The organism is Sphingobium chungbukense, from assembly GCF_001005725.1.
GTDB classification, from domain to species: Bacteria; Pseudomonadota; Alphaproteobacteria; order Sphingomonadales; family Sphingomonadaceae; genus Sphingobium; species Sphingobium chungbukense.
In genome coordinates this window covers 145,108-166,833 of sequence record NZ_LBIC01000001.1, presented here as the reverse complement: position 1 = coordinate 166,833, position 21,726 = coordinate 145,108, and the positions used below count along the sequence as shown (strand labels likewise).

Annotated in this window: 20 protein-coding genes, 1 tRNA gene and 1 pseudogene; 11 read left to right on the top strand and 11 right to left on the bottom strand. The window is 62.1% G+C overall.

The window, feature by feature from the left end:
* Positions 1-22 precede the first annotated feature (22 nt).
* The 5 genes from YP76_RS00800 to rpsM form a co-directional block, all read right to left on the bottom strand.
* The gene (locus tag YP76_RS00800; protein WP_046761725.1) at positions 23-2,200 is read right to left on the bottom strand and encodes a prolyl oligopeptidase family serine peptidase; all 2,178 of its coding nucleotides are present in this window, start codon (positions 2,198-2,200) and stop codon (positions 23-25) included.
* A gap of 116 nt (positions 2,201-2,316) precedes the next feature.
* The gene (gene rplQ / locus YP76_RS00795; RefSeq protein WP_046761724.1) at positions 2,317-2,742 is read right to left on the bottom strand and encodes a 50S ribosomal protein L17; all 426 of its coding nucleotides are present in this window, start codon (positions 2,740-2,742) and stop codon (positions 2,317-2,319) included.
* A 142-nt stretch (positions 2,743-2,884) separates the two neighbouring features.
* On the bottom strand, positions 2,885-3,949 hold the full coding sequence (locus YP76_RS00790) for a DNA-directed RNA polymerase subunit alpha (protein WP_046761723.1): 1,065 nt from the start codon (positions 3,947-3,949) through the stop codon (positions 2,885-2,887).
* A gap of 123 nt (positions 3,950-4,072) precedes the next feature.
* On the bottom strand, positions 4,073-4,462 hold the full coding sequence (gene rpsK, locus YP76_RS00785) for a 30S ribosomal protein S11 (protein ID WP_004208752.1): 390 nt from the start codon (positions 4,460-4,462) through the stop codon (positions 4,073-4,075).
* A 101-nt stretch (positions 4,463-4,563) separates the two neighbouring features.
* The gene (gene rpsM / locus YP76_RS00780; protein ID WP_046761722.1) at positions 4,564-4,932 is read right to left on the bottom strand and encodes a 30S ribosomal protein S13; all 369 of its coding nucleotides are present in this window, start codon (positions 4,930-4,932) and stop codon (positions 4,564-4,566) included.
* A 323-nt stretch (positions 4,933-5,255) separates the two neighbouring features.
* On the opposite strand from rpsM, the gene YP76_RS00775 reads away from it, so the two are divergent.
* On the top strand, positions 5,256-5,795 hold the full coding sequence (locus YP76_RS00775) for a hypothetical protein (protein ID WP_046761721.1): 540 nt from the start codon (positions 5,256-5,258) through the stop codon (positions 5,793-5,795).
* 586 nt (positions 5,796-6,381) lie between these two features.
* Here the strand turns inward: YP76_RS00775 and YP76_RS00770 are convergent.
* The gene (locus YP76_RS00770; protein ID WP_046762543.1) at positions 6,382-7,893 is read right to left on the bottom strand and encodes an acetyl-CoA hydrolase/transferase family protein; all 1,512 of its coding nucleotides are present in this window, start codon (positions 7,891-7,893) and stop codon (positions 6,382-6,384) included.
* A gap of 114 nt (positions 7,894-8,007) precedes the next feature.
* Between YP76_RS00770 and YP76_RS00765 the strand changes: the two genes are divergently transcribed.
* Positions 8,008-8,901, top strand: a complete 894-nt coding sequence (locus YP76_RS00765) for a LysR family transcriptional regulator (protein WP_046761720.1) — start codon at positions 8,008-8,010, stop codon at positions 8,899-8,901.
* On the opposite strand, the gene YP76_RS00760 is transcribed toward YP76_RS00765, so the two are convergent.
* The 3 genes from YP76_RS00760 to YP76_RS00750 form a co-directional block, all read right to left on the bottom strand.
* Positions 8,898-9,170 carry a 3TM-type holin gene (locus tag YP76_RS00760; protein ID WP_046761719.1) on the bottom strand — a complete coding sequence of 91 codons (273 nt, stop codon included), beginning with the start codon at positions 9,168-9,170 and terminating at the stop codon, positions 8,898-8,900. The genes YP76_RS00765 and YP76_RS00760 overlap by 4 nt on opposite strands.
* A 12-nt stretch (positions 9,171-9,182) precedes the next feature.
* Positions 9,183-9,722 (bottom strand): glycoside hydrolase family 108 protein, encoded by a 540-nt coding sequence (locus YP76_RS00755; protein ID WP_046761718.1) that lies wholly within the window; start codon positions 9,720-9,722, stop codon positions 9,183-9,185.
* A 141-nt stretch (positions 9,723-9,863) separates the two neighbouring features.
* Positions 9,864-9,940, bottom strand: a tRNA-Pro gene (locus YP76_RS00750).
* Positions 9,941-10,130: 190 nt separating this feature from the next.
* On the opposite strand from YP76_RS00750, the gene yajC reads away from it, so the two are divergent.
* From yajC to YP76_RS00715, 8 genes and pseudogenes are all read left to right on the top strand, one after another.
* Positions 10,131-10,466: a preprotein translocase subunit YajC gene (yajC, locus tag YP76_RS00745; protein WP_046761717.1), complete on the top strand. Its 336-nt coding sequence runs from the start codon at positions 10,131-10,133 to the stop codon at positions 10,464-10,466.
* A gap of 8 nt (positions 10,467-10,474) precedes the next feature.
* A complete protein-coding gene (secD, locus tag YP76_RS00740; protein WP_046761716.1) occupies positions 10,475-12,076 on the top strand; it encodes a protein translocase subunit SecD in 1,602 nt (533 codons plus the stop codon).
* Positions 12,077-12,094: 18 nt separating this feature from the next.
* On the top strand, positions 12,095-13,081 hold the full coding sequence (secF, locus tag YP76_RS00735) for a protein translocase subunit SecF (RefSeq protein WP_046761715.1): 987 nt from the start codon (positions 12,095-12,097) through the stop codon (positions 13,079-13,081).
* A 112-nt stretch (positions 13,082-13,193) separates the two neighbouring features.
* Positions 13,194-13,478 carry an MTH938/NDUFAF3 family protein gene (locus YP76_RS26825; protein ID WP_084732993.1) on the top strand — a complete coding sequence of 95 codons (285 nt, stop codon included), beginning with the start codon at positions 13,194-13,196 and terminating at the stop codon, positions 13,476-13,478.
* Positions 13,479-13,577: 99 nt separating this feature from the next.
* Positions 13,578-14,696 carry a Ppx/GppA phosphatase family protein gene (locus YP76_RS00730; RefSeq protein WP_046761714.1) on the top strand — a complete coding sequence of 373 codons (1,119 nt, stop codon included), beginning with the start codon at positions 13,578-13,580 and terminating at the stop codon, positions 14,694-14,696.
* Between the two features lie 10 nt (positions 14,697-14,706).
* The gene (locus YP76_RS00725) at positions 14,707-15,378 is read left to right on the top strand and encodes an RlmE family RNA methyltransferase (protein ID WP_046761713.1); all 672 of its coding nucleotides are present in this window, start codon (positions 14,707-14,709) and stop codon (positions 15,376-15,378) included.
* A gap of 115 nt (positions 15,379-15,493) precedes the next feature.
* Positions 15,494-15,724: pseudogene (locus tag YP76_RS00720) on the top strand (magnesium chelatase domain-containing protein); the annotation flags it as partial.
* Between the two features lie 413 nt (positions 15,725-16,137).
* On the top strand, positions 16,138-16,593 hold the full coding sequence (locus tag YP76_RS00715) for a hypothetical protein (protein ID WP_046761711.1): 456 nt from the start codon (positions 16,138-16,140) through the stop codon (positions 16,591-16,593).
* A 330-nt stretch (positions 16,594-16,923) separates the two neighbouring features.
* Here YP76_RS00715 and YP76_RS00710 read toward each other — a convergent pair whose 3' ends face one another.
* Entirely contained in the window at positions 16,924-17,226 is a 303-nt protein-coding gene (locus YP76_RS00710) for a helix-turn-helix domain-containing protein (protein WP_046762542.1), read from the bottom strand.
* Positions 17,227-17,549: 323 nt separating this feature from the next.
* Between YP76_RS00710 and YP76_RS00705 the strand changes: the two genes are divergently transcribed.
* On the top strand, positions 17,550-18,164 hold the full coding sequence (locus tag YP76_RS00705; protein WP_046761710.1) for a hypothetical protein: 615 nt from the start codon (positions 17,550-17,552) through the stop codon (positions 18,162-18,164).
* A gap of 757 nt (positions 18,165-18,921) precedes the next feature.
* Here the strand turns inward: YP76_RS00705 and YP76_RS00695 are convergent.
* Positions 18,922-21,507 carry a UvrD-helicase domain-containing protein gene (locus tag YP76_RS00695; RefSeq protein ID WP_232307412.1) on the bottom strand — a complete coding sequence of 862 codons (2,586 nt, stop codon included), beginning with the start codon at positions 21,505-21,507 and terminating at the stop codon, positions 18,922-18,924.
* Positions 21,508-21,726: the final 219 nt, after the last annotated feature.

Below are 21,726 nucleotides of genomic sequence, written 5' to 3'. Positions count from 1 at the left end.
CGGCTGTCAGGGGGCTGAACGGCTATCTCGGTTCGTCGCGTATCGGCAGGCCGGTGAAATGCGCGGCGAAGGCATAGCTGTCGGCCACCTCGTCGATCAGCTTGTCGATCGGCTTGCCGGAACCATGGCCCGCCTTGCTGTCGATGCGGATGAGGCGGGGTTTCGAACCGAGGTCCGCCGCCTGGAGTGCGGCGGCATATTTGAAACTGTGAGCCGGCACCACTCGGTCGTCGGTGTCGCCCGTGGTGACGAGGATCGCCGGATAGTCCTTGCCGGGGAGGATGTTGTGATAAGGCGAATAGGCGTAGAGCAGGCGGAAATCCTGCTCATTGTCCGGTGATCCATAATCGTCGATCCAGTAACGCCCAGCGGTGAAACGGTCGAAGCGCAGCATGTCCATCACCCCGACGGCTGGGAGCGCGGCGGCGAAAAGGTCGGGCCGCTGGTTCACCACCGCGCCGACCAGCAGGCCGCCATTGGACCGGCCCTCGATCGCGAGGCCGTCCTTGGTCGTGTAGCCATTGGCCTTCAGATATTCGCCCGCCGCGATGAAATCGTCGAACACATTCTGCTTGTTGGCGAGGCGGCCTGCGTCGTGCCACGCCTTGCCGAACTCGCCCCCGCCGCGCAGATTGGCGATGGCATAGACGCCGCCCTGCTCCAGCCATGCCATGCGTGTCGCCGAATAGCCGGGCGTCAGTGCGATGTTGAAGCCGCCATAGCCGTAGAGGATGGTGGGAGCAGGGGTTTTGGACAGAGCCAATGCCTTCTGGCGGATCACCGTCATCGGGATCATCGTGCCGTCCTTCGACGGATAGTTGACCTGCTCTATCCCGTAATCGTCGGGATTGAAGGGCAGTTCCGGCCGGGCGAACAGCTCGTAGCGCAGCGTGTTCGTGTCGAAGCGGTAGATGCTCGACGGCGTGGTGAAGCCGGAGAAGCTGAAGAAGGTTTCCGGATCGCCGTCGCGCCCGCCGAAGCCCGCCGCCGTTCCCATGCCGGGCAGCGGTACGTCGGCGACCTTGCGTCCTTCCAGGTCAACCAGTTCCGCCACGGTTTCGGCGTCGGACAGATAGGCGAGGATCAACCGGTTCCCCACCAGTGATCCGCCCGCCAGCGTGTCCAGGCGTTCCGCCACCACCTGTGTGCCGCTGCGGCGCGGATAGCGCGCATCGATGCTGACGACGCGCAGATGCGCGGCATATTGGTCGGTGATGAAATAGAGGGTCGATCCCCGGCTGCCGATCAGGCGCCAATCGTTGGTGAGTCCCTTGACCAGCGAGCGGACCTTGACCTTGCCACCGGTCAGTTCCGCGACATGCAGTTCGCGGCGGGGATCGGTGCCCTGGAAACTGCTGATGATCAGCCAACGGCCATCCTGCGTCACTTGCGCGGTGTGGCTGAGCCGGGGCTGGTCGGGCGTCGCGTAGATCAACTGGTCCTGCGCCTGGGGCGTGCCGAGGCGATGATAATAGAGTTGCTGCCCCAGGATGGAGGATTGGGAGCTTGCGCCGTCCCGCGGCGCGGCGAAGCGGGAATAGAAGAAACCCTGGCCTTGCCCGTCCCAGGCAAGCTGGGAGAATTTCACCCATTGCACCACGTCGTCCAGCGGTTTGCCGGTGCCGACGTCCAGCACCTTGAGCGTGCGCCAGTCGCTCCCGGCCTCCTGCACCGCATAGAGCAGGAAACGGCCGTCCGGGGAGGGCGCCCATTCGGCCAGCGCGTCCGATCCGTCCTCCGCCCAGTCGTTGGGATCGATCAGCAGGCGCTTCTGGCCGTTGAGGCCATCGCGCACATAAAGCGGGGTCTGGTTCTGGAGGCCCTTGTTATAGCCGTAGAAATAGCGTCCGCCGGCCTTGCGGGGGATGGTGTACCGGCCGTGCGAGAACAGCGCCTGCATCCGCGCCTTCAGGGCATCGCGGCCGGGCAGGTCGTCGATATAATGGCGGGTGAGGGCGTTTTCCCGTGCCACCCAGTCGCGCACGGCTGGATCGGTGCGAACGTCATTTTCCAGCCAGCGATAGGGGTCAGTTATTTTGACGCCGAAATGATCCTCGACCAGGTCGAGCCGCCTGGCGGCGGGATAGTGCAGGGTCGACGCTTTTGCGCGCGCAACGATCGCGGCGGCATCCGGTTCGGCGTGCGCGGTCGACGCGGCGAGCAGCAGCGACGCCAAAGCAAGGCAGCCAAGCGCGCGCATCCTCTTCCTCTTCCCCCTATCCCCATGAAAGCAAAACGAAACAGGCCGTGGCTCCTATCAAGCCACGGCCTGTTCTGAAATCAAATTACCACCTTGATGGAAGTGGTATCAGCGGATCATGCCGCTTCCAGCTCGTCGGCATCGGCGCTCTGGACCGGACCGGAATCCTGACCCTTGGCATCGACGTCGCGGTCGACCAGCTCGATGATCGCGATCGGCGCCGCGTCCGAAGCGCGGATGCCGGCCTTGATCACGCGGGTGTAGCCGCCATTGCGGTCCTTGTAGCGCTCGGCCAGGACGTCGAACAGCTTGGTGAGCTGCGTGTCGTCCTGCAGGCGGGCATGGGCCAGACGACGGTTGGACAGGCCACCCTTCTTGGCGAGGGTGATCAGCTTTTCGACGTAGGGACGCAGTTCCTTCGCCTTGGGCGTGGTCGTCAGGATCTGCTCATGCTTGATGAGCGAAGCGGCGAGGTTGCGGAGCAGCGAGTTGCGATGCCCGGCGCTGCGCTGAAGCTTACGATGACCAACCTTGTGACGCATATGTCTTTCCTTCCGTTCGTTAAGGGGCCGTTTCAGGTACCCCAGACCAGGCGGCAATTAAGGGCGCCGCCATTTCCCTGCCTGAAAATCAGGCGAAGTTCACACCGTTCCTGGAATGAATCCGGGGACGGTGTGGCAAGGGTCAGCCCAGCAGCTCCTGTTCGAGCTTCTTGGCCATTTCCTCGATATTTTCCGGCGGCCAGCCGGGGATGTCCATGCCCAGGCGCAGACCCATGGACGACAGCACTTCCTTGATTTCGTTCAGCGACTTGCGGCCGAAATTCGGGGTGCGCAGCATCTCGGCCTCGGTCTTCTGGACCAGATCGCCGATATAGATGATGTTGTCGTTCTTGAGGCAGTTGGCGCTGCGGACCGACAGTTCCAGTTCGTCCACCTTCTTGAGCAGGTAGCGGTTGATCTGGTTCGCGTCGCTCTCGCCCTCGCTGGCCGAGCCACCGGCAGCGGCACCGGCAGCCGGAGCGGCGGCGGGCAGCGCGTCCTCGAAGTGGACGAAGAGCTGGAGCTGGTCCTGCAGGATGCGGGCGGCATAGGCCACCGCGTCTTCCGGCGTGACGGTGCCGTCGGTCTCGAGCGTCAGCGACAGCTTGTCATAGTCCAGTTCCTGGCCGACGCGGGTATTGTCGACCTTGTAGGCGACCTGACGGACCGGCGAATAGAGCGCATCGACCGGGATCAGGCCGATCGGGGCGTCGGCCGGACGGTTGGCGACGGCGGGGACATAGCCCTTGCCGACGTCGGCGGTCAGTTCCATGTTCAGCGTGGCGCCCTGGTCGAGGTGGCAGATCACCAGATCGGGGTTCATCACTTCGATGTCGCCCACGGTCATGATGTCGCCGGCCCTCACTTCGGCGGGGCCGGTGGCGGATAGCTGGAGACGGCGCGGACCGTCGCCTTCCATCTTGAGCGCGACCTGCTTGATGTTGAGGACGATGTCCGTCACATCTTCGCGTACGCCGGCGAGCGAGGAGAATTCGTGGAGGACGTTCTCGATCTTGATCGAGGTGACCGCCGCGCCCTGGAGCGAGGACAGAAGAACCCGGCGGAGCGCATTGCCAAGCGTCAGACCGAAGCCGCGCTCCAGAGGTTCGGCGACGAACGTCGCCTTGCGCTTGCCGTCGCCCGTGACCTTGATCTCAAGGCTGTTGGGCTTCTTCAATTCCTGCCAGTTCTTCATGTTGACAGTCATGTATTTCCCCTGGGGATGAGGCCGAAACGCTTAAGATCCTGAACCCAACAGGACGTTCCGGCCGATGCAGATGGGTAAGCGGGCGACGCGTCCGCCGCCCGCCATTACCGTGGCGGCCGGTGATTAGACGCGGCGGCGCTTGGAAGGACGCACGCCGTTGTGCGGGATCGGCGTCACGTCGCGGATCGAGGTGATGTGGAAGCCGACGGCCTGCAACGCGCGCAGGGCCGATTCACGGCCCGAACCGGGGCCCTTCACTTCGACTTCCAGGGTGCGCACGCCATGTTCGGCAGCCTTGCGGCCGGCGTCTTCGGCGCAGACCTGCGCGGCGTACGGGGTCGACTTACGGCTGCCCTTGAAGCCCATCATGCCGGCCGAGGACCACGAGATGGCGTTGCCCTGGGCGTCGGTGATGGTCACCATGGTGTTGTTGAAGCTGGCGTTGACGTGCGCGACGCCGGCCGAGATGTTCTTGCGTTCGCGGCGCTTGATGCGCTGGGGTTCGCGTGCCATTTTTGCTCTATCCTACTGAAACTTGTGGTGCTGGAAGCGTCTTCCCTGGGGAGAGCTGCCTCCGGCGGAGAAGAAAACGAAATAGTCCCCCGGACTATTTCTTATTTCTTCTTGCCAGCGATCGGCTTCGCCTTGCCCTTGCGGGTGCGCGCATTGGTGTGCGTGCGCTGGCCGCGGACCGGCAGGCCCTTGCGGTGACGCAGGCCGCGATAGCAGGCCAGATCCATCAGGCGCTTGATGTTCATCGCGGTTTCGCGACGCAGATCGCCTTCGACGGTGTGATCGGCGTCGATGGCTTCGCGGATCTGCAGGACTTCGGCGTCCGACAGTTCCTGAACGCGGCGGCTGTGGTCGATGCCCAGCTTGTCGGCGATGTCGACGGCGGTCTTGCGGCCGATGCCGTGAATGTAGGTGAGCGCGATGATCACGCGCTTGTTGGTCGGGATGTTGACACCCGCAATACGTGCCATGGTATTCTGTACTCCTGCTCCACGGGGCGGTTGGCGCCGCTCCATCTCAAAGCGTCAGGGCTGAAAATCCTTGCATAAGGATTCGCAGCCGATTCGATAGACCCCAAGACGCAAAAAAGACGGCCAGTGCCGTTGCACCGCCGCTCGCCAGCGAATTGGGAAGGGGTGCCCTTACCGATTCGACTTTGAACTGTCAATGATGGGGCGGCGCAAAAGCGGTGAAATCCGGCGCTTCTTCGGGCCCGCCCATTCGGCCGGGGCGGACCGGTCGTCCCACCCTTTTCGGGTTGATGCCATCCCTTGCCATGAGGCATGGAGGCGGGATGCGTTTCATTCTGCCCCCTGCCGTGCCGGCTACCGCCTTCCTCCTGCTGGCTGCCTGCGTCGGCGCGCCCGAGCGGCACGCGCCTTCACCGACGCCCGCGCCAAGGCCCGCCCCGGCACCGCAACCCGCGCCGCCGCCGCCCGCGCCGGCCGAGTGGCAGGACCGCGACACCACGGCGGGCGACTGGCGTTATCAGGTCGACGGCGCCGGATCGGTTGCCCTGTTCGGCGCCGATGCGCAAAGCAGCCTGTTCGTCATCCGCTGCGACAAGGCGACGCGACGCATCAGCCTTTTGCGCTCCGGCATCGCCCAGCCGGCGATGACGCTGCGGACAAGCTATGGCGCGGTGAGTTGGCCCGCCAGCGCGGTCGCCGGGACGGTCCCTGCGACGCAGGCGATCCGCGCCGCCAACGACGCGGCGCTCGATCAAATCGCCTATAGTCGGGGCCGTTTCGCGGTCGAGGTGCAGGGTCTGCCCACGCTCATCCTGCCCGCCTGGGCGGAGGTCGGCCGCGTCGTCGAGGATTGTCGCGCCTAAGTCTTTGATTTCAGTTTATTTCCGTGATTTTCGAAGCAAATAGCCTGCGAAACGCGGACGTAGAAGTATGATTCGAAAAAAGAATTTTACAAGCCTTGAACATGCGGCTCGTCTGATTCACATATCATCTCATAGACGGCGAAGGACCAGTACCGGGAACGGCTATAGGGGCTTCAACTAGCGAAAGGAGGTGATCCGATGTCTCATGGTTCAGCAATGGGGTCGGTCAAGTCCATTCGGGGAACGCGCCGCTGAGCGACGCCTTTAGCGTCGGTTTTCCAGAATTCGGGGACTGTCGACTGCGATTTCGCGGGCGAAGCTGCGCATCCGGAAAATAGCGCGATTACCGTTTCCCTTGGGCGGCGCTTCCGGCCGCTGACCATGTCAATGATGGGCCGTTGGGCATTTTCGCCCAACGGCCCCTCTCATTTTCAGCGCGATGAGGAAGGAATGGCGGGTCTGCGCGTGCGCTCGCAGACCCGCCGGGCATGATGCTGGCGTCGATGGGACGATCAATCCGGCCGGGGTGGGGATGCAGGCCTGTCTGGATTGAGCGTCGATCGGGCCGCTGCTCTGGGTTTTGCTCCTAGAGGCGCATCGTGCCCGTATCGATATAACGCTGGTGCCAGGCCAGTGCCTCGCCCGGCAGCATCGGCGATTGCAGTCCGTAGGAGCCAGCCATGGCCCGTGCGAAATAGTCCTTCAGCATCGGACGGAAGTCGGGATGCGCGCATTTCTCCATGATCAGTTCGGCCCGCTGCCGGGGCGCCAGCCCGCGCAGGTCGGCGAGGCCCTGCTCGGTCACGATCACCTGCACATCCTGGTTGATGTGATCGACATGGCTGCAATGCGGCACGATGGCCGAGATCGCGCCGCCCTTGGCGGTCGACGGCGTCATGAAGATCGACAGGAAGGCGTTGCGCGCGAAATCGCCCGAGCCGCCGATGCCGTTCTGGATGCGCGACCCCATCAGATGCGTGGAATTGACATTGCCGTAGATGTCCGCCTCGATCAGGCCGTTCATCGAGACGCAGCCCAGCCGCCGCACCAGTTCGGGGTGGTTGCTGATCTCCTGCGGGCGCAGGATGATCTTTTCGCGATAGCGGCCCATGTCCGCGTTCAGCCGGGCTGCGGCTTCGGGGCTGAGCGATAGCGACGTCGCACTGGCAACGCGCAGCTTGCCGGTGTCGAGCAGGTCCAGCATGCCGTCCTGGATCACTTCGGTAAAGGCGACCATATTCTCGAACGGCGCGTCGATCAGGCCGGTCAGCACCGCATTGGCGATATTGCCGACCCCCGACTGCAAGGGCAGCAGCGAAGCGGGCAGGCGGCCCTTCCCCACTTCATGGTTCAGGAACTCCAGCAGGTGCCCGGCAATGGACCGCGCCTTGTCGTCGGGCGGGGTGAAGGGGGCGTTGCGGTCCGGGGCGTCCGTCTCGACGACTGCGATCACCTTTTCGGGATCGCAGCGGAAGGTCGGCTGGCCGATCCGCTGGTCGGCGCGCACCAGCGGGATCGGTTGGCGATGCGGTGGCAGCGCCGTGCCGTAATAAATGTCGTGCATCCCTTCGAGCGCGGGGTTCTGCCAGCGATTGACCTCCAGGATCACGCCCTTTGCCCGGTCGATCCAGGTCTTGTTGTTGCCGACCGAAGCGGACGGGATCAGTTCGCCATCGGCGGTGATCCCCGTCACCTCGATGACCGCAATATCCAGATCGCCCAGGAAACCCTGCCAGGCCATCGGCGCGACCTGGCTCAGATGCATGTCGAAATATTGCATCTGGCCCTTGTTGATCCGCTCGCGGGCGATGGGATCGCTATTGTAGGGCAGGCGGAATTCCACCCCGTCGGCCTGCGCCAGCGCGCCGTCCAGTTCCGGCCCGGTGGACGCCCCGGTCCACACCTTGACCCGGAAAGGATCGCCCGCCGCATGGGCGGCGGTCATCCGCGCGGCAAGCGCCAGCGGCACGGTCTTCGGATAGCCGGACCCGGTAAAGCCGCTCATTCCGACGGCCATGCCGTGTTCGATAAGGGCAGCAGCTTCCTCGGCCGTCCGGCATTTGGCGGCCAGCCCGGCATGGGCGATACGATTGGACATGGGCATCCTCTTCTCCTCGGACCCGGCGTCGCCGGACGATGCGATCGCTTCTGGCTTTTCGGGCCGCCAGACAATAAGGATTCGCCGCACAATATTTGTGCGGGAACCGTTCAGATGACAGATCTTCTGATCGCCATGCGGACATTTGTGCGACTTTGCGAGAGACCCAATTTCTCCCGCGTGGCCGCAGAAATGCATGCCAGTCATACCACGATCGCGCGCCGTCTGGACCAGGTGGAGGCACATTTCGGCGCGACGCTGTTTCACCGCACCACGCGCAGGCTGATCGCGACGCCGGATGCCGACCGTCTGCTGGTCCACGCCCGTTCGATGCTGGACGCGCTGGACGTGGCGGAACAGGATTTCGGTCCCGTGCGCAATCAACCGAGCGGGCTGGTGCGGATCGGGTTCACCACTGCGCTCGGCCTCTATTATGTCGAGCGCCTGGGCGAACTGACCGCCCTCCATCCGGCGCTCCAGCTCGATTGCGCCATGACCGACTGGCAGCGCGACGTGGTGGAGGACCGGCTCGACCTCGCCCTGCGCGTTGGCCCGGTAAGCGACGACAGCCTGGTGATTCACCCGCTGGGATTGCTGGCGCGCTTGCTGGTGGCGCATCCGGCCTATCTTGAACGCCACGGCGCGGCCGCTTGCGCCGAAGACCTCTTGCACCATCAATGCATCGCCTATGCCTATGGCGATGTGCCCGCCCGCTGGACCATAGATGGGCGGGAGAGGGTGGTCGGCGGCACATTCCGCAGCGACAGCAGCGAAGCGGTCCATCGCGCCGCGCTCAGCGGCCTCGGCATTGCGTTGCTCCCCGCAATCCGGGTCAGGGACGATATCGAAGCGGGGCGCCTGGTCCCTGTCCTTCCCGACAGCGTCATCGCCCCGCTCGACATTTTGGCGGTGCACCCTTCGCACAAGCGGCTGCCCCCGCGTGCGCGGGTGGTGCTCGATTTTCTCAAGGCGAATTTCCCTGGCGACCGACAGGGCGGTGCTGCCTAACGCTCAACTCCCCTGGCCTTGCCCCAGGCGCGGGCCGCCGTATATCCCAGATAGCCTGTGCCGAAGAGGGCGTAGAGCGGCTCCGGCAAGGCGTTGAAATAGGCGTGCATCGCGCGGATGATCGCGGCCGCCATGGCCGGCCGTACGCCGCCTATCAACCCCAGCGGGACCGACCAGAGCAGCAATCCGTACATCATATAGAGAAAGGCCGGGCGCGCCCGCAGCGTCCACCGGTCCTCCGTGATTCGCCTTCGCCGTACAGACGTCATGCCTCTTGTCTCCTAACCGATCCTGTTTGCCAGCCAGCCATAGAGGAAGGCCTCGTTGGCCGGCCGGCTTTCCGCGAGCGCGAGATAGCGTTCCCCCTGAAGGGCTTCGAGCGCCTTGAGCAGCACCCTTTCGCCTGCCCGTCCGCGCACCTGCATGAACGCGCCCAGCGCGGCGAGGGTTTTGCCGCCCACTGCCTGATCGACCTTCAGATCGGCATAATCCCGCGCATTGCGGTTGAGCGCGTTCAGGGCCCGCTGGAGGAAGCCGCCGGCCGTCGCCGGACCCATATTCACGGCCGTATCGAAAAGTTCCTCGGCGATCCTCGGGGCCAGCTCCGCGACAAAGGCATAGCCGGGCCTTTCCCAATAAAGCCGCCGGTAGATCGCCTCCGCCACGCTGCGGGGCAAGGCGCGCATGTCGCCCATGAACCCGTTCGCCCGTGCCACCGCCTGGGTAATGCCGAAATGGGTGGGGCCGCCGCGATCCGCTGGATGGTTGCTATAGCCACCCTCGCGCGCGATCACTTCGTCGATCAGAGCCGAAATATCCATGAAACTGCCCTCCTGTCGCAGAAAGGCGGATTATTTATCCCATTTGGTTCGTTGTAGGACAGCGGAAAAGCGCTGCGCGGCACGAACGGCGAAATGGATCATGGCGGGAGGATTGCAAGGCGTCTGGCGCCTTGATCGATTTGGTCGGGACGAGAGGATTCGAACCTCCGACCCCCACACCCCCAGTGTGATGCGCTACCAGGCTGCGCTACGTCCCGACCGGAGCGGCGCAATTAGAAGCAGTTTGGAGAATATGCAAGCCATTCGATGCAGGCTTTTCGCGCTTTCGTCGGAAACCCTAATCATGTTGCCTCGGCGGCCTCATCTGTGTTAGCCGCGCGCCTTTGATCTGTGGGCGTTTATCCTGCGCCCGCGACTGGACAAGACAATAAGGCGAAAGTCCCAACCATGTTCATTTCCACAGCCTTTGCCCAGACTGCGGGCGGGGAATCGTCCGGCGCCTCCATGCTGGTGCAGATGGCCCCGCTGGTCCTCATCTTCGTCGTCTTCTATTTCCTGCTGATCCGTCCGCAGCAGAAGAAGATGAAGGAACATAAGGCCAAGATCGACGCCGTGAAGAAGGGCGATCAGGTCGTGACCGGCGGCGGTCTGGTCGGCAAGGTCGCCCGCGTCGACGAATTCTACGTCGATGTCGAACTGGCGCCGAACATGAAGGTCAAGGCGGTGAAGTCCACCCTGACCGACGTGATCGATCCCGCCACCGCCAAGCCCGCGAACGACTGAGCGGCCCCATGCTGAACTTCCCTCGCTGGGCGGTCGCCGGAATCCTGCTGCCGCTGCTGATCGGCATCTTCTGCGCCGTGCCGAGCTTCCTGCCGGATTCGGTGGTCGGGCATTTTCCCAAATTCATGCAGACTCGCGTGAATCTGGGGCTCGACCTGTCGGGCGGCAGCCATTTGCTGCTGGAAGCGTCCACCCAGGATGTCGCCAAGCAGCGGCTCGCCAATATGGAGGAGCAGGTCCGCACGGAACTGCGCCGGGGCGACACCAAGATCGCGATCGGTGACATTTCCAGCCGCGACGGGAAGCTGAGCTTCATGGTCCGCAATCCGTCGGAGGTCGATGCCGCGGTCGAGCGCATCCGGCCGCTGACGCAGGGCGCGGGCCTGACCGGCCAGCGCGACTTCAATGTCGAGGTGGTGAACAGTTCCACCATCACCATCACGCCGACCCAGGCGGGGATCGACAATGCGGTGAAGAGCGCGATGGAAGTCGCGACCGAAGTCATCCGCAAGCGCATCGACGAAATGGGCACGCGCGAACCGACCATCCAGCAGCAGGGCGGCAACCGCATCGTCGTGCAGGTGCCGGGCCTTCAGAATCCCAAGGCGCTCAAGGACCTGCTGGGGCAGACCGCCAAGCTGGAATTCAAGCTGGTCGATGTCAATGCCAACCCCGCCGAGGTCGCGCAGGGCCGCGCGCCGGTGGGCAGCGAAGTGCTGCCCTATCCCGGCAATCCCGCCGGGCCCCCGGTGATCGCCGTCTACCGGCAGGTCATGGTGTCGGGCGAAGACCTGACCGACGCACAGCAGGGTTATGACCAGCGCGGTAACACGCCGATCGTCAACATCCGCTTCAACGGCGCGGGCGGCCGCAAATTCGGCCAGGTGACGTCGCAGAATGTCAACCGGCCCTTCGCCATCATCCTCGACGGGAAGGTGCTTTCCGCGCCGAACATCAATGAACCGATTTTGGGCGGCAGCGCGCAGATCAGCGGCAATTTCACGGTAGAAAGCGCCAACCAGCTCGCCATCGCGTTGCGTTCGGGCAAGCTGCCCGTCGCGCTGACGGTTGTGGAGGAGCGTACGGTCGGGCCGCAATTGGGTGCCGACTCGATCAAGGCCGGCCTTACCGCCTCGATCATCGCCGTGGTGGCTGTCGCCGCCTTCATGTTCGTCAGCTACGGCCGTTTCGGCATGTATGCCAATCTGGCCGTCGCCATCAACGTGTTGGTGATCCTGGGCGTGATGGGCATTTTGGGCGCGACGCTGACCCTGCCGGGCATTGCCGGTTTCGTGCTGACCATCGGTACGGCGGTCGATGCCAACGTCCTCATCTACGAGCGCATCCGCGAGGAACGCCGCCGTGGCCGGAATGTGGTCCAGTCGATCGAACATGGCTATAAGGAAGCCAGCCGCACCATTTTCGAAGCGAATGTGACGCACGCCATCGCCGGCGGCATCATGCTCGCCCTGGGGTCCGGCCCGGTGAAGGGCTTCGCGATCGTGCTGCTGATCGGCATCGCGACCAGCGTGTTCACCGCCGTCACCTTCACGCGCTGGCTGGTGTCGCTCTGGGTTCGGGCCAAGCGTCCGACCGAGATCCACATCTGACGGGGCGGGAGAGAGAATATGAAACTGCTGAAACTCGTCCCCGACAACACCAATATCGGCTTTGTGAAGCTGCGCCACTGGGCCTTTGCCCTGACGGCGCTGCTGACCGTGCTGGCGGTCGGCGCGACCTTCTACAAGGGCCTCAACATGGGCGTCGATTTCGTCGGCGGCCTGATGATCGAGGCGAAGTTCCAACAGCCCCCGCATCTGGAGAAGGTGCGCGGCGTAGTGGACCGCCTCGGCGTGGGCGACGGTTCGCTCCAGCAATTCGGCGATCCCAAGACGGTGCAGATCCGCCTGCCGCTGCCCGAGCAGGGCGGTGCGGGCGCGGCCAACGCCATCGTTGAAAAGGCGCGCAAGGCGATGACGGCGGAATTCCCCGGTGTCACCTTCTCCCGCTACGACACGGTATCGGGCAAGGTGTCGGGCGAATTGATCCAGAACGGCGTGCTGGCGGTGATGCTGGCGGTGGTCGGTATCGCGATCTTCTCCTGGTTCCGCTACGAATGGCAGTTCGGCATCTCGACCTTCGTCGCGATCATGCACGACGTGCTGATGACTTTGGGCTTCTTCGCCATCACCCAGTTGGAATTCGACCTCAACATCGTCGCCGCCGTGCTGACCATCGTGGGCTATTCGATCAACGACAAGATGGTGATCGACGACCGCATCCGCGAAAATATGCGCAAATACCGCAAGATGGACATGAAGGCGCTGATCGACCTGTCGGTCAACGAAACGCTGCCACGTACCGTCATGACGTCGGTGACGGTGCTGTTGGCGCTGGGTGCGCTGCTGCTGCTGGGTGGTCATGTGCTGCGCGGCTTCACCGCGGCCATGATGCTGGGCATCGTCGTCGGCACCTATTCGTCGGTCTATGTGTCGTCGTCGCTGCTGATCACGCTCGGCCTCTCGCCCATGGGATCGGAGAAAAGGGCGAGCAAGCCCAACATCGCTGCCCAGGCCGAACGCATGGGACCGCGCGACGATGGAGCGCGGCCCTGAACGGGAAGAGATCGGGGATTGAACTGCGTCGCGATGCGGCGGGGCAGGGGCCGATCGTCACCGGTTTTCAGGGCGCGGCTTCCGGGTCAGGGACGATGTCTTTCCCGATGGCCTGCTGCTTTCGCCGGTCCGGGCTCTGGCCTGGGCGAATGCACCGGCCATCGACGCCCTGACCGTCGCCGATCTGGGCGACCTGTTCGACCTTGAGATCCAGCCCGAATTCCTGCTGGTCGGGACTGGCGCCGGCCTGCGCCAGCCGCCGCGTCCCTTCGTCCGCGAGCTGGAAGGCCGCGGCATCGGTGTCGAGGCGATGGACAGCCGTGCCGCCGCCCGCGCCTGGGGTGTGCTGCGTGCCGAGGAGCGGTGGATCGTCGCGGCGTTGTTGCCCCTTTCATAAGGGGATTCGCCCCGCCTTGCGCTTTCTTTTCCCTTTGCCTACTCTTGGGGCAAGTTCCGGCGCCTTTCGGCGCTGGCGAAGAAGAAAAGAGATACGGCCATGGTGCAGCACAGCCGCCCATCGCCGCAGAGTTCCGGCCCGGCCGGCGGAATTTCGGGCAAAGGGGTCCGTTCCGGTCAGGGCAATGGGAGCAAGGCTGCGGCCCTCACTCCCCCGTCGCAATCGCGGGGCCTTTTGCCTCATCCGCTGCGCGGGCGCCGCTCCTATGCGGCCATCGACCTTGGCACGAACAATTGCCGCCTGCTGATCGCCAAGCCTTCGGCCGACGGCTTCATCGTCGTCGATGCCTTTTCGCGAATCGTTCGTCTGGGGGAGGGCCTCTCGGCGTCCGGCAGGATCAGCGACGAAGCCATCGAGCGCGCGATTGCGGCCTTGTCGGTCTGCGCCGACAAGCTGCGCCGCCGTCATGTCACGCTGGCCCGGTCGGTCGCGACGGAGGCTTGCCGCCGCGCATCCAACGGGGCCGAGTTCATTCAGCGCGTGTACCGGGAAACCGGCATCGCCCTCGACATCATCAGCGCGCAGGAAGAGGCGCGGCTGGCGGTGCTGGGATGCCATGCGCTGCTGGAACCGGGCGATGGCCCTGCGCTGATCTTCGACATCGGCGGCGGGTCGACCGAACTGGTCCTGGTCAATTCCCGTCAAGAAGGTATGCCGCATATCGTCGATTGGGTGAGCGCGCCCTGGGGTGTCGTTTCGCTGACCGAGAGCGAGCCGTTCGACCATGCCGATCCCACCGACCGGCTGGCGGCCTATGGCCGGATGCGCGCGCGTGTCGCGGACGCTTTTTCGCCCCTTGCCCGTCGCCTGCCCTCTCCACAGGCCGATATTCGCCTGCTGGGAACGTCGGGAACGGTGACGACGCTGGCCAGCCTGCATCTCGACCTGCCGCGCTACGACCGACAGGCGATCGATGGGCTGATCGTGCCCTCGACATCGATGCGGGCCATTTCGGCGCGGCTTTCCTCCATGGCCCTGGCGGAGCGGCAGAAGCTGCCCTGCATCGGGACGGAGCGGGCCGATCTGGTCGTGGCGGGTTGCGCCATATTGGAATCGATCCTCGACATCTGGCCTGCCCAGCGTCTGGGTGTGGCGGATCGCGGTATTCGCGAAGGCATATTGCGCGGCCTGATGGATCGCGATGGAGTGAAGATGTGAGGGATAGGCTGTGAGAGGCACTGGCGCCGGCAAGGTGCGGGTCAAGACGGCGAAGGGGCGGACGGCCCAGTCCACCCGCTGGCTCGAGAGGCAGTTGAACGATCCCTATGTCCGCCGCGCCAAGGCGGAAGGGTGGCGCAGCCGCGCTGCCTTCAAGCTGATAGAGCTGGACGAGAAATTCCATTTCGTGAAGGGATCGCGCGCGGTGGTCGACCTGGGCGTGGCGCCCGGCGGCTGGGCGCAGGTGGTGCGCAAACTCTGCCCCAAGGCGAAGGTGGTGGGCATCGACCTGCTGCCGACCGATCCGATTCCAGGGGTCACCCTGTTCCAGATGGATTTCATGGACGACAAGGCGCCCGCCCTGCTGGCCGAGGCGTTGGGCGATGAGCCCGATCTGGTGATTTCGGACATGGCGGCGAACACGGTCGGCCATGCGGCGACGGACCATCTGCGTACCATGGGGCTGGTCGAGGCGGCGGCGATGTTCGCGGTCGAAAATCTGCGCAAGGGCGGCACCTTCGTCGCCAAGGTGTTCGCGGGCGGCACCGACGCCGATCTGCTCGCCATCCTCAAGAAGCATTTCACGACCATCAAACATGCCAAGCCGCCCGCCAGCCGCAAGGGCAGCGTCGAATGGTATGTCGTGGCGCAAGGGTTCAAGGGGCGGCCGGAACAAGGCTGAACCTCCATGAAGCTAAGCTATTGAATCCACCCCCTGTTCCTGCGAAGGCAGGAGCGGGAAGCCTGCCTTCTGGAACCGGGTTTCCAGACGTCGGGCGCGGCAGGGGGATCATCATTTGGTTTCGACGGTATCGACGGTCGCCTATCTCGGGCTGGAGGCCCGGGGTGTAGAGGTCCAATGCCAACTGGTCCCCGGACTTCCCAATTTCATTGTCGTCGGCCTGCCCGACAAGGCGGTCGCCGAAAGCCGCGAACGGGTGCGCAACGCCATCGCCGCGATCGGCCTGTCGCTGCCTCCCAAGCGGATCACCGTGAACCTGTCGCCTGCCGATCTGCCGAAGGAAGGCGTGCCTCTCACGTTTCTGAAACCTATCAATTTGGGTTAAGGTATCGGAAAAGCCTGTTTTTTTTGACACCGCCGAATTGATAGGCTGCCATAAAATCTGAGTGACCAGGGAAGTTCGAATTTTATATTCGAACTTCCCTGGTCGCAACCGCCGAAGGCGGCACTTCCTTAGCGCCACAGCCAACGTGTGCGGCAAGGCCTGAGGGGGCTGAAGACGGCTCCATGGGGCCACTTTGTCATTGAGGCTACACATCAGACACCTGGTGCCGCTCAAGAACCTGTGACAGGCGGGGTCACAGACGTGAGATGAGGCAGCGCCTGAGCGGGTTTTGTTGTCGATCAACGTTGGCGGTTGCTTTTCTCATTTTGGGACATTTAGAGGTCTGGCCGCAGATGCTCTAATTAGCGACTAAGGTGGCACTCGAAATTTTTGAGGTTTTCGAAATGCTAGACCTAATCCAGATAGTCTCATCCACAGGCAATGACATCGCGCTGAAGCAAGTCGAAAGGAAGTTGTTGGAATCTGACTTTAAGGCGATAATAGTCGACGCTGGCGGGCAAAATGATATTGTCGAAGCTGGCGCGAAGATGATTGAACAGATTGCTGAAAACTCCATCAATCCGACGCAGGTGCAAATTATTTCAGCAGATTCTTTGGAAGGGCTGATGCGATCCGACGCGTTTGCGGCGAGTTTGGGGAGAGATATGTCTGACCCCGCCGCTTACGGCGGATATCCGCCAGTCCTGGTTGTGGTTGGTTCACCCGAGTATGCGATCGCCCGTCCAAACGTTTTTTCAATCGATGAATTCGTCGGTCTTGAACTCGGCCAACTGCGTGACCTGTTTAATACGGATGACAGCGAACAGTAGCACGAGCCGGATGGCCAGGGGCGGCAACTAACCTGATCCACGAGAAATACCTGTCGTCCCGCAACCTCCCGTTTCCATGTGGTGCGGCATAATTCGCGCAGCACTTGTTGCGGATCCAGCGTCAGATGCCACGGACAAGATCGTCGATTTGCCTTGTCGCGCAACTTCGATTTGGCGATTGGCGATTCCCTTCAAGTCAGAAGGATTCTACTTCTTGATAGATGGTGGGACATTGGTGTTCGCCATCGATTAGCCACGGATCACGACAACGATCGTGCTGCCGGCTCTCTTGAGCCCCTGGTTCCCGCCGAAAGTCCGCCCAGACTCAAGCTATGCCCGAGTTTCTTCAGGTTCAAGACCAACCGAGTCGGGCTGGCAATCGGTGAGCTCGATCTCTCCGAGGATTTCGGAAGGCTTCACACCCAGGCCCGCCGCTAACGCGAATAGGACGTTGAGCGAGATGTTGAGCTCCCCTCGCTCGATACGTCCGTAACGAGCGCGTTCCACGTTTGCGAGTTGCGCGAATCGCTCCTGAGAGACGCCTTTGGCTTCTCTCAGGCTGCGAATGGTCGCTGCGAGCTTCTTTTGGGCCGTGCTGTACACTTGGCCGTTCAACGAAATACTTGCAATCACGGCAACGCCATATATAGCCACGCCATATATGGCGCTATGTGTTAGCACACTCGATAGGCAGGTCGGACCGACACTTCCTAGCGAACAGCCTCACACCCACTCGTTTGGGAAGAGGCGCTCATCGTGCTGATCCTCGTGGGCCGTAGGGAATGTCGGCCATCGCTTCGGCAAGCCGATGCACAGGAAAATAGTGGGAGCCTCAAGATGAATCTCGTCGCGGACACTTCTCAAGAAACACGCCTTGAGCATGCATCGTGGGGGTCCACCTCCTGTTTGGCATTCCTGATGCCTGAGGCGACGCGCCGCACACTCAGGTCCACGCAATGAAAACCGACTTTTTAAGTTACGAGTACGTGACGTCGCCTTTCAGACCGGATTGGGTCGGAGCATTGCCTCCGGGCGCAAAGATCGGCCTCATAAATGTGAGACGAAACAGTCAGCGGCTCGTCGCGGACATCAGTTGGGGGACGCTCGACGACGCTGGAAGCATAACGTCCGGGACCATCACTATTAAGTGGAAGAACCTAGAAGCCAGTCCGACAAGTGAGGCGGAAAAGCTCCGCCTCTATCGGAATGCCGCGAACGCCCTCAATCGGCGCCTCCGCGGCGTGGTCATAGAGAAGACCGACTATCGACCAAATAGTAGCCCAGAAACGTCGTTCCATGAGGAGGCTCAGGTTAAGCCTTCTTGGCTTCGCGCGGTAGGCGACGCGTATGCACTCTTTGACGAACTTCGGATTGAGGTGGCTGAAGGCATCGGCTTCAAGACGTTTCTTCGAAGATGGACGGAGAGTTCCGCAGAGGGGCAGATTATCGCTATGCTGGAAGCGTTTCGCACCCTTCGCGAATTTCGCCGGCAAGTCACAGCAGAGGTATTTACTCCAGATTTCAAGCGAGCAAAGCCGCCAAAGAATTTCAGCGACGTCATTCCGGGATGATGGTCGTTCGGATAGAAATTTGGCCTGGCGGGGACGAACAGGCCGCTTTCGAGATCGGCCGTATGGATGTAGCCAACGTCGGCGCCGTGGCTGATGTCGGCGCCTATGCAGCCTCCGTCACGCAGAGGGCGACGCCAACAATTGGCGTGCCTAGTTTCGTCCGGAGTGTAACGGTCGCATCTCATCCCCGGGGGGATGGCCCTTGGGCGTTGGTTGCTAGGGTTCTTGGCGAGGCCTCTCGAAAGCCACCCAATAATCCGGAATCGTCAACCGATGTCTAGCGCAAGTAAGAACCACAGCTCCAAGTCTGGCGAATATGACGCCGACCTCGATGATTGGACGCCCGTCTACTCGACAGCATGTTTCGATCCAGCTCGGCCCCAAGTCCGGCTCGTGGGGTTGATTTCTAACGATCGCCGGCAGCGATTCCCCGATGGTCGATCCGTTTGCACCTCTACGGTCCGTTCTTCACCTAGCGCTATCGCCGAGGGCGCAATCGTGCGGACGGACAATACGCGCTACCGGCTGCTGAAGCGCAGCACTCGAATTGCATTCGTAACAGATTAACAAAGGCCCATCCGGCTAATCAAGGCAGGATCAGCGCCGCGCAGAGCGTGCGGCCTCCAAGGAAATCCAATCTCATATAGCACAGCCTACCGGTGACATAGTTTAGCCGCAATTAGCCGTCGAGCGAGTCAGCGGCGGCTACGAGGTTGTGTCAAATGTAATGACCGCACCACAGTCCGATTTTGCATACTCAAGAATTACCGCATTTAGGATGGCGACTGCAACGGATCGCCACAGCACCATTTTCAGCAACATGCTCGGCTAGCTCTCCAGTGATACACTTTGGGCATTGCCACAAACGGGATCCGTCAACCGTCTCGAAACGAATGTCATCGCCTGCGATGCTGCACAGTTCGGCTATGTAGCGTGATGGCTGCGTGTCATCGTAGAGTAGATATGCGCCACGGCTTGCACGGGTCAGAGCTACGTAGAATAGCCGGCGCTCCTCGGCGTACTCGAATGTCTCGGGTTTCGGGATGACGAGATTGAGAAGTTCGTCGTCTTCAATCCGGCTGGGGACGCCATAGTCTCCCTCGCTGATGCCGAGGAGGATCGTGTAGTCCGCCTCGAGCCCCTTTGAGCGATGAAACGACAGGCCGGACACGTCGATGTTCCGGTATGCGGGCGGCTCGCCATCAAATGGATCCAGCGAGTTGTAGCGCCACAGCACCAGAACCTTCAGCCGATCGCCATCGTCCTTGCGCCACTGATCGGCTATGCCCTCCAGGAAGGTGTCCAGGCGACCAAGCAGCCTTTGGCAGGCATCGGCAAACTTCGACTTGGTTTTGCCCACCGTCACCGGGATCGCACGGATCGAGCGCGGGATCGCAGGACGCGACGATCTCACCGTCTTGGTCATCTGGGCCGGATTTTTCTGGATGAAGGCGGCGGCTGTGTCTGCGAGCAACTGGTTGCAGCGATATGTGCGTTGCAGTCGGCCTTCCCACGACGCCCCGAAGTGCGTCTGGAAGTCCGTGAACAGCGTGATGTCGGACCCGGTGAAACGATAGATGGACTGCCAGTCGTCTCCGACCGCAAACAGCTTGGTGAAGGCGCGCTGATGCTTGAGCGCCTTGATCAGCCGGGCCCGCGGATCGGATATGTCCTGGAACTCGTCCACGAGGATCAGCGAATAGGGGGATTTGTATCGGCCGTTCTCGACCAGTCTGACGGCGTCCCCGATCATCGAGTCGAAGTCGATGCGGCGCTGCTCCTCAAGCTTGCGGGTGTATGCGTCGGTTATGGCCATCACTACCCTTGCGAACCGTTCGGCGCGCTGCGGGTGATGGAGGGACTTCGCCTTCTGGAGCAGGATGTCGACGGTCAGGTTGCTCGCGCGGATGTGTTTGATGCAGACGGCGATGATCTTGCGATAGTGGTTTAGAACCACCGGTTGGACAGCCTTCAACACCTCCTCCAGCGGCCGCTCGACGAGTGTCATTCCGCGCTTTTCGAGTTCGCCCTTCAATCGGACAAGCAGAGTCCCATCATTCGCCTGTGCCGAAGTCGTCTCGAACAGGTCCGCACCCAGTCGCGCATAGGCGGCGCGCTTCAGCCCGGCATGCTTCACGTAGTCAGGGAAGGGTGAGGTTCCATCTGCATTGATGGCGAAGTGTTCGTGGATCGTATCCGTGGCGGGGTAGTAGAAGTCTGGATCGATCCATCGGTCGCTTCCGTCCTCGTCTTGGGTCTTGGTTCGGCGCTCATATTCGAAATCGACGGTATTAAGCCAAAGCCAATTGGCGATGGTCTGCTCCTCCAGTGACTTGACGTATTCGCCCGAATAGGTTCCGATCTCCTTTGGCCTTCGGCCCTTATTGTCGGCCATATAAGCCCGATAAGATGCCTCATCCTTGAACTCGGGTGGGGGAATGTGCGCCTTAGGGTACAGAATGAGGATCTCTACCCATAGCCGTCGGAACTCCTCGTCCGTCTCAATCAGTTTGTCGATGATGCCGTTCAGGAAGCGCGCTTCACCTGTTGCGCTCTCCACCCAGTTCACCATTTGCGGAGGTCGGCCCTCGACTTCCTTGATGATGCCGAGGCCAAGCGCGTGGAAGGTCGTGACACGGCATTTCAGGTCTCCGGCAGGCACATCAAGCTGGCGGGCGATGCGCTCCTTCAACTCGTCCGCGGCATGCTTGCCGAAGGCGAGCACGAGAAGCTCCTCCGGCTCGTGCAACTCCTTTTTCAACACATACGCGACCTTGCCAACCATAGTCGCCGACTTCCCTGAACCAGCGGATGCGACGAGCAGGTTGCTATCCTCGAGACGGATACAGGCTTCCCGCTGTTCATCGGATAGCGGGAAACCACCCAGATCATCGAAGAAGCTTTCGAAGGCCTGCATTTCATGGGCGACGAAGTCGTCGTTGTAGCGCTTCCGCTGGCTCGGATCGGTGAGGATGCTGAACGAGGCGGGCAGGCTGGACCGCATTTCAGCAGGCATATGGCCATAGTTGAAGAGCGGATGAGCCAAGGCGGCCGAGGCGTTTCCTGGGACTGAAGCAATCGCTCGGCTGATGTCGGACTGAGCCAGATACTGCCGCCTAGCCCTAACGATGCCGGTGATGGCATCATCGACGACCTGTAACTGCTTCCGGTCTTTACCGATCAGGTCGGACAGATGATGGTTCACGAAAACGCGCAGGTCGTGATTAAGGCCGCGCGCGGAATCCGCAGATAGGCCCGTTAGGATCTCGACACGGCTTCTCGTGCGTATCTCAACGGAATGCCACAGCAGGGCTTTGCTGACGGAGACGTCGGTAATGTCCATGCAGGAAATGTTATCCTCGCCGATCCGCAACCGATCTCGGCGCGATCGATCCAGCACCAGCTTCCAGTTCCGCCCCAGAAGCAGGCGCGCCCAGAGGCTCGGGCGATATGCTTGAGATCGGTTGAACATCCAGGTCGATCAGACTCGCTGGAAGATGCCAGTCGGGGAATCGTCAATTGATTGGTGCCCCGTCGTAGCTGTCGTCCGACCACCTACACT

Excerpts from the sequence above, each read along its gene's own strand:
- rpsM (WP_046761722.1), bottom strand. The coding sequence starts at position 4,932 with ATGGCACGTATTGCGGGTGTCAACATCCCGACCAACAAGCGCGTGATC.
- yajC (WP_046761717.1), top strand. The coding sequence starts at position 10,131 with ATGTTCATTTCCACAGCCTTTGCCCAGACTGCGGGCGGGGAATCGTCC.
- secF (WP_046761715.1), top strand. The coding sequence starts at position 12,095 with ATGAAACTGCTGAAACTCGTCCCCGACAACACCAATATCGGCTTTGTG.
- YP76_RS00765 (WP_046761720.1), top strand. The coding sequence starts at position 8,008 with ATGACAGATCTTCTGATCGCCATGCGGACATTTGTGCGACTTTGCGAG.
- YP76_RS00770 (WP_046762543.1), bottom strand. The coding sequence starts at position 7,893 with ATGTCCAATCGTATCGCCCATGCCGGGCTGGCCGCCAAATGCCGGACG.
- secD (WP_046761716.1), top strand. The coding sequence starts at position 10,475 with ATGCTGAACTTCCCTCGCTGGGCGGTCGCCGGAATCCTGCTGCCGCTG.
- YP76_RS00730 (WP_046761714.1), top strand. The coding sequence starts at position 13,578 with ATGGTGCAGCACAGCCGCCCATCGCCGCAGAGTTCCGGCCCGGCCGGC.
- YP76_RS00790 (WP_046761723.1), bottom strand. The coding sequence starts at position 3,949 with ATGACTGTCAACATGAAGAACTGGCAGGAATTGAAGAAGCCCAACAGC.
- YP76_RS00800 (WP_046761725.1), bottom strand. The coding sequence starts at position 2,200 with ATGCGCGCGCTTGGCTGCCTTGCTTTGGCGTCGCTGCTGCTCGCCGCG.
- YP76_RS00775 (WP_046761721.1), top strand. The coding sequence starts at position 5,256 with ATGCGTTTCATTCTGCCCCCTGCCGTGCCGGCTACCGCCTTCCTCCTG.
- rpsK (WP_004208752.1), bottom strand. The coding sequence starts at position 4,462 with ATGGCACGCGAACCCCAGCGCATCAAGCGCCGCGAACGCAAGAACATC.
- rplQ (WP_046761724.1), bottom strand. The coding sequence starts at position 2,742 with ATGCGTCACAAGGTTGGTCATCGTAAGCTTCAGCGCAGCGCCGGGCAT.
- YP76_RS00695 (WP_232307412.1), bottom strand. The coding sequence starts at position 21,507 with ATGGACATTACCGACGTCTCCGTCAGCAAAGCCCTGCTGTGGCATTCC.
- YP76_RS00760 (WP_046761719.1), bottom strand. The coding sequence starts at position 9,170 with ATGACGTCTGTACGGCGAAGGCGAATCACGGAGGACCGGTGGACGCTG.
- YP76_RS00705 (WP_046761710.1), top strand. The coding sequence starts at position 17,550 with ATGAAAACCGACTTTTTAAGTTACGAGTACGTGACGTCGCCTTTCAGA.
- YP76_RS00755 (WP_046761718.1), bottom strand. The coding sequence starts at position 9,722 with ATGGATATTTCGGCTCTGATCGACGAAGTGATCGCGCGCGAGGGTGGC.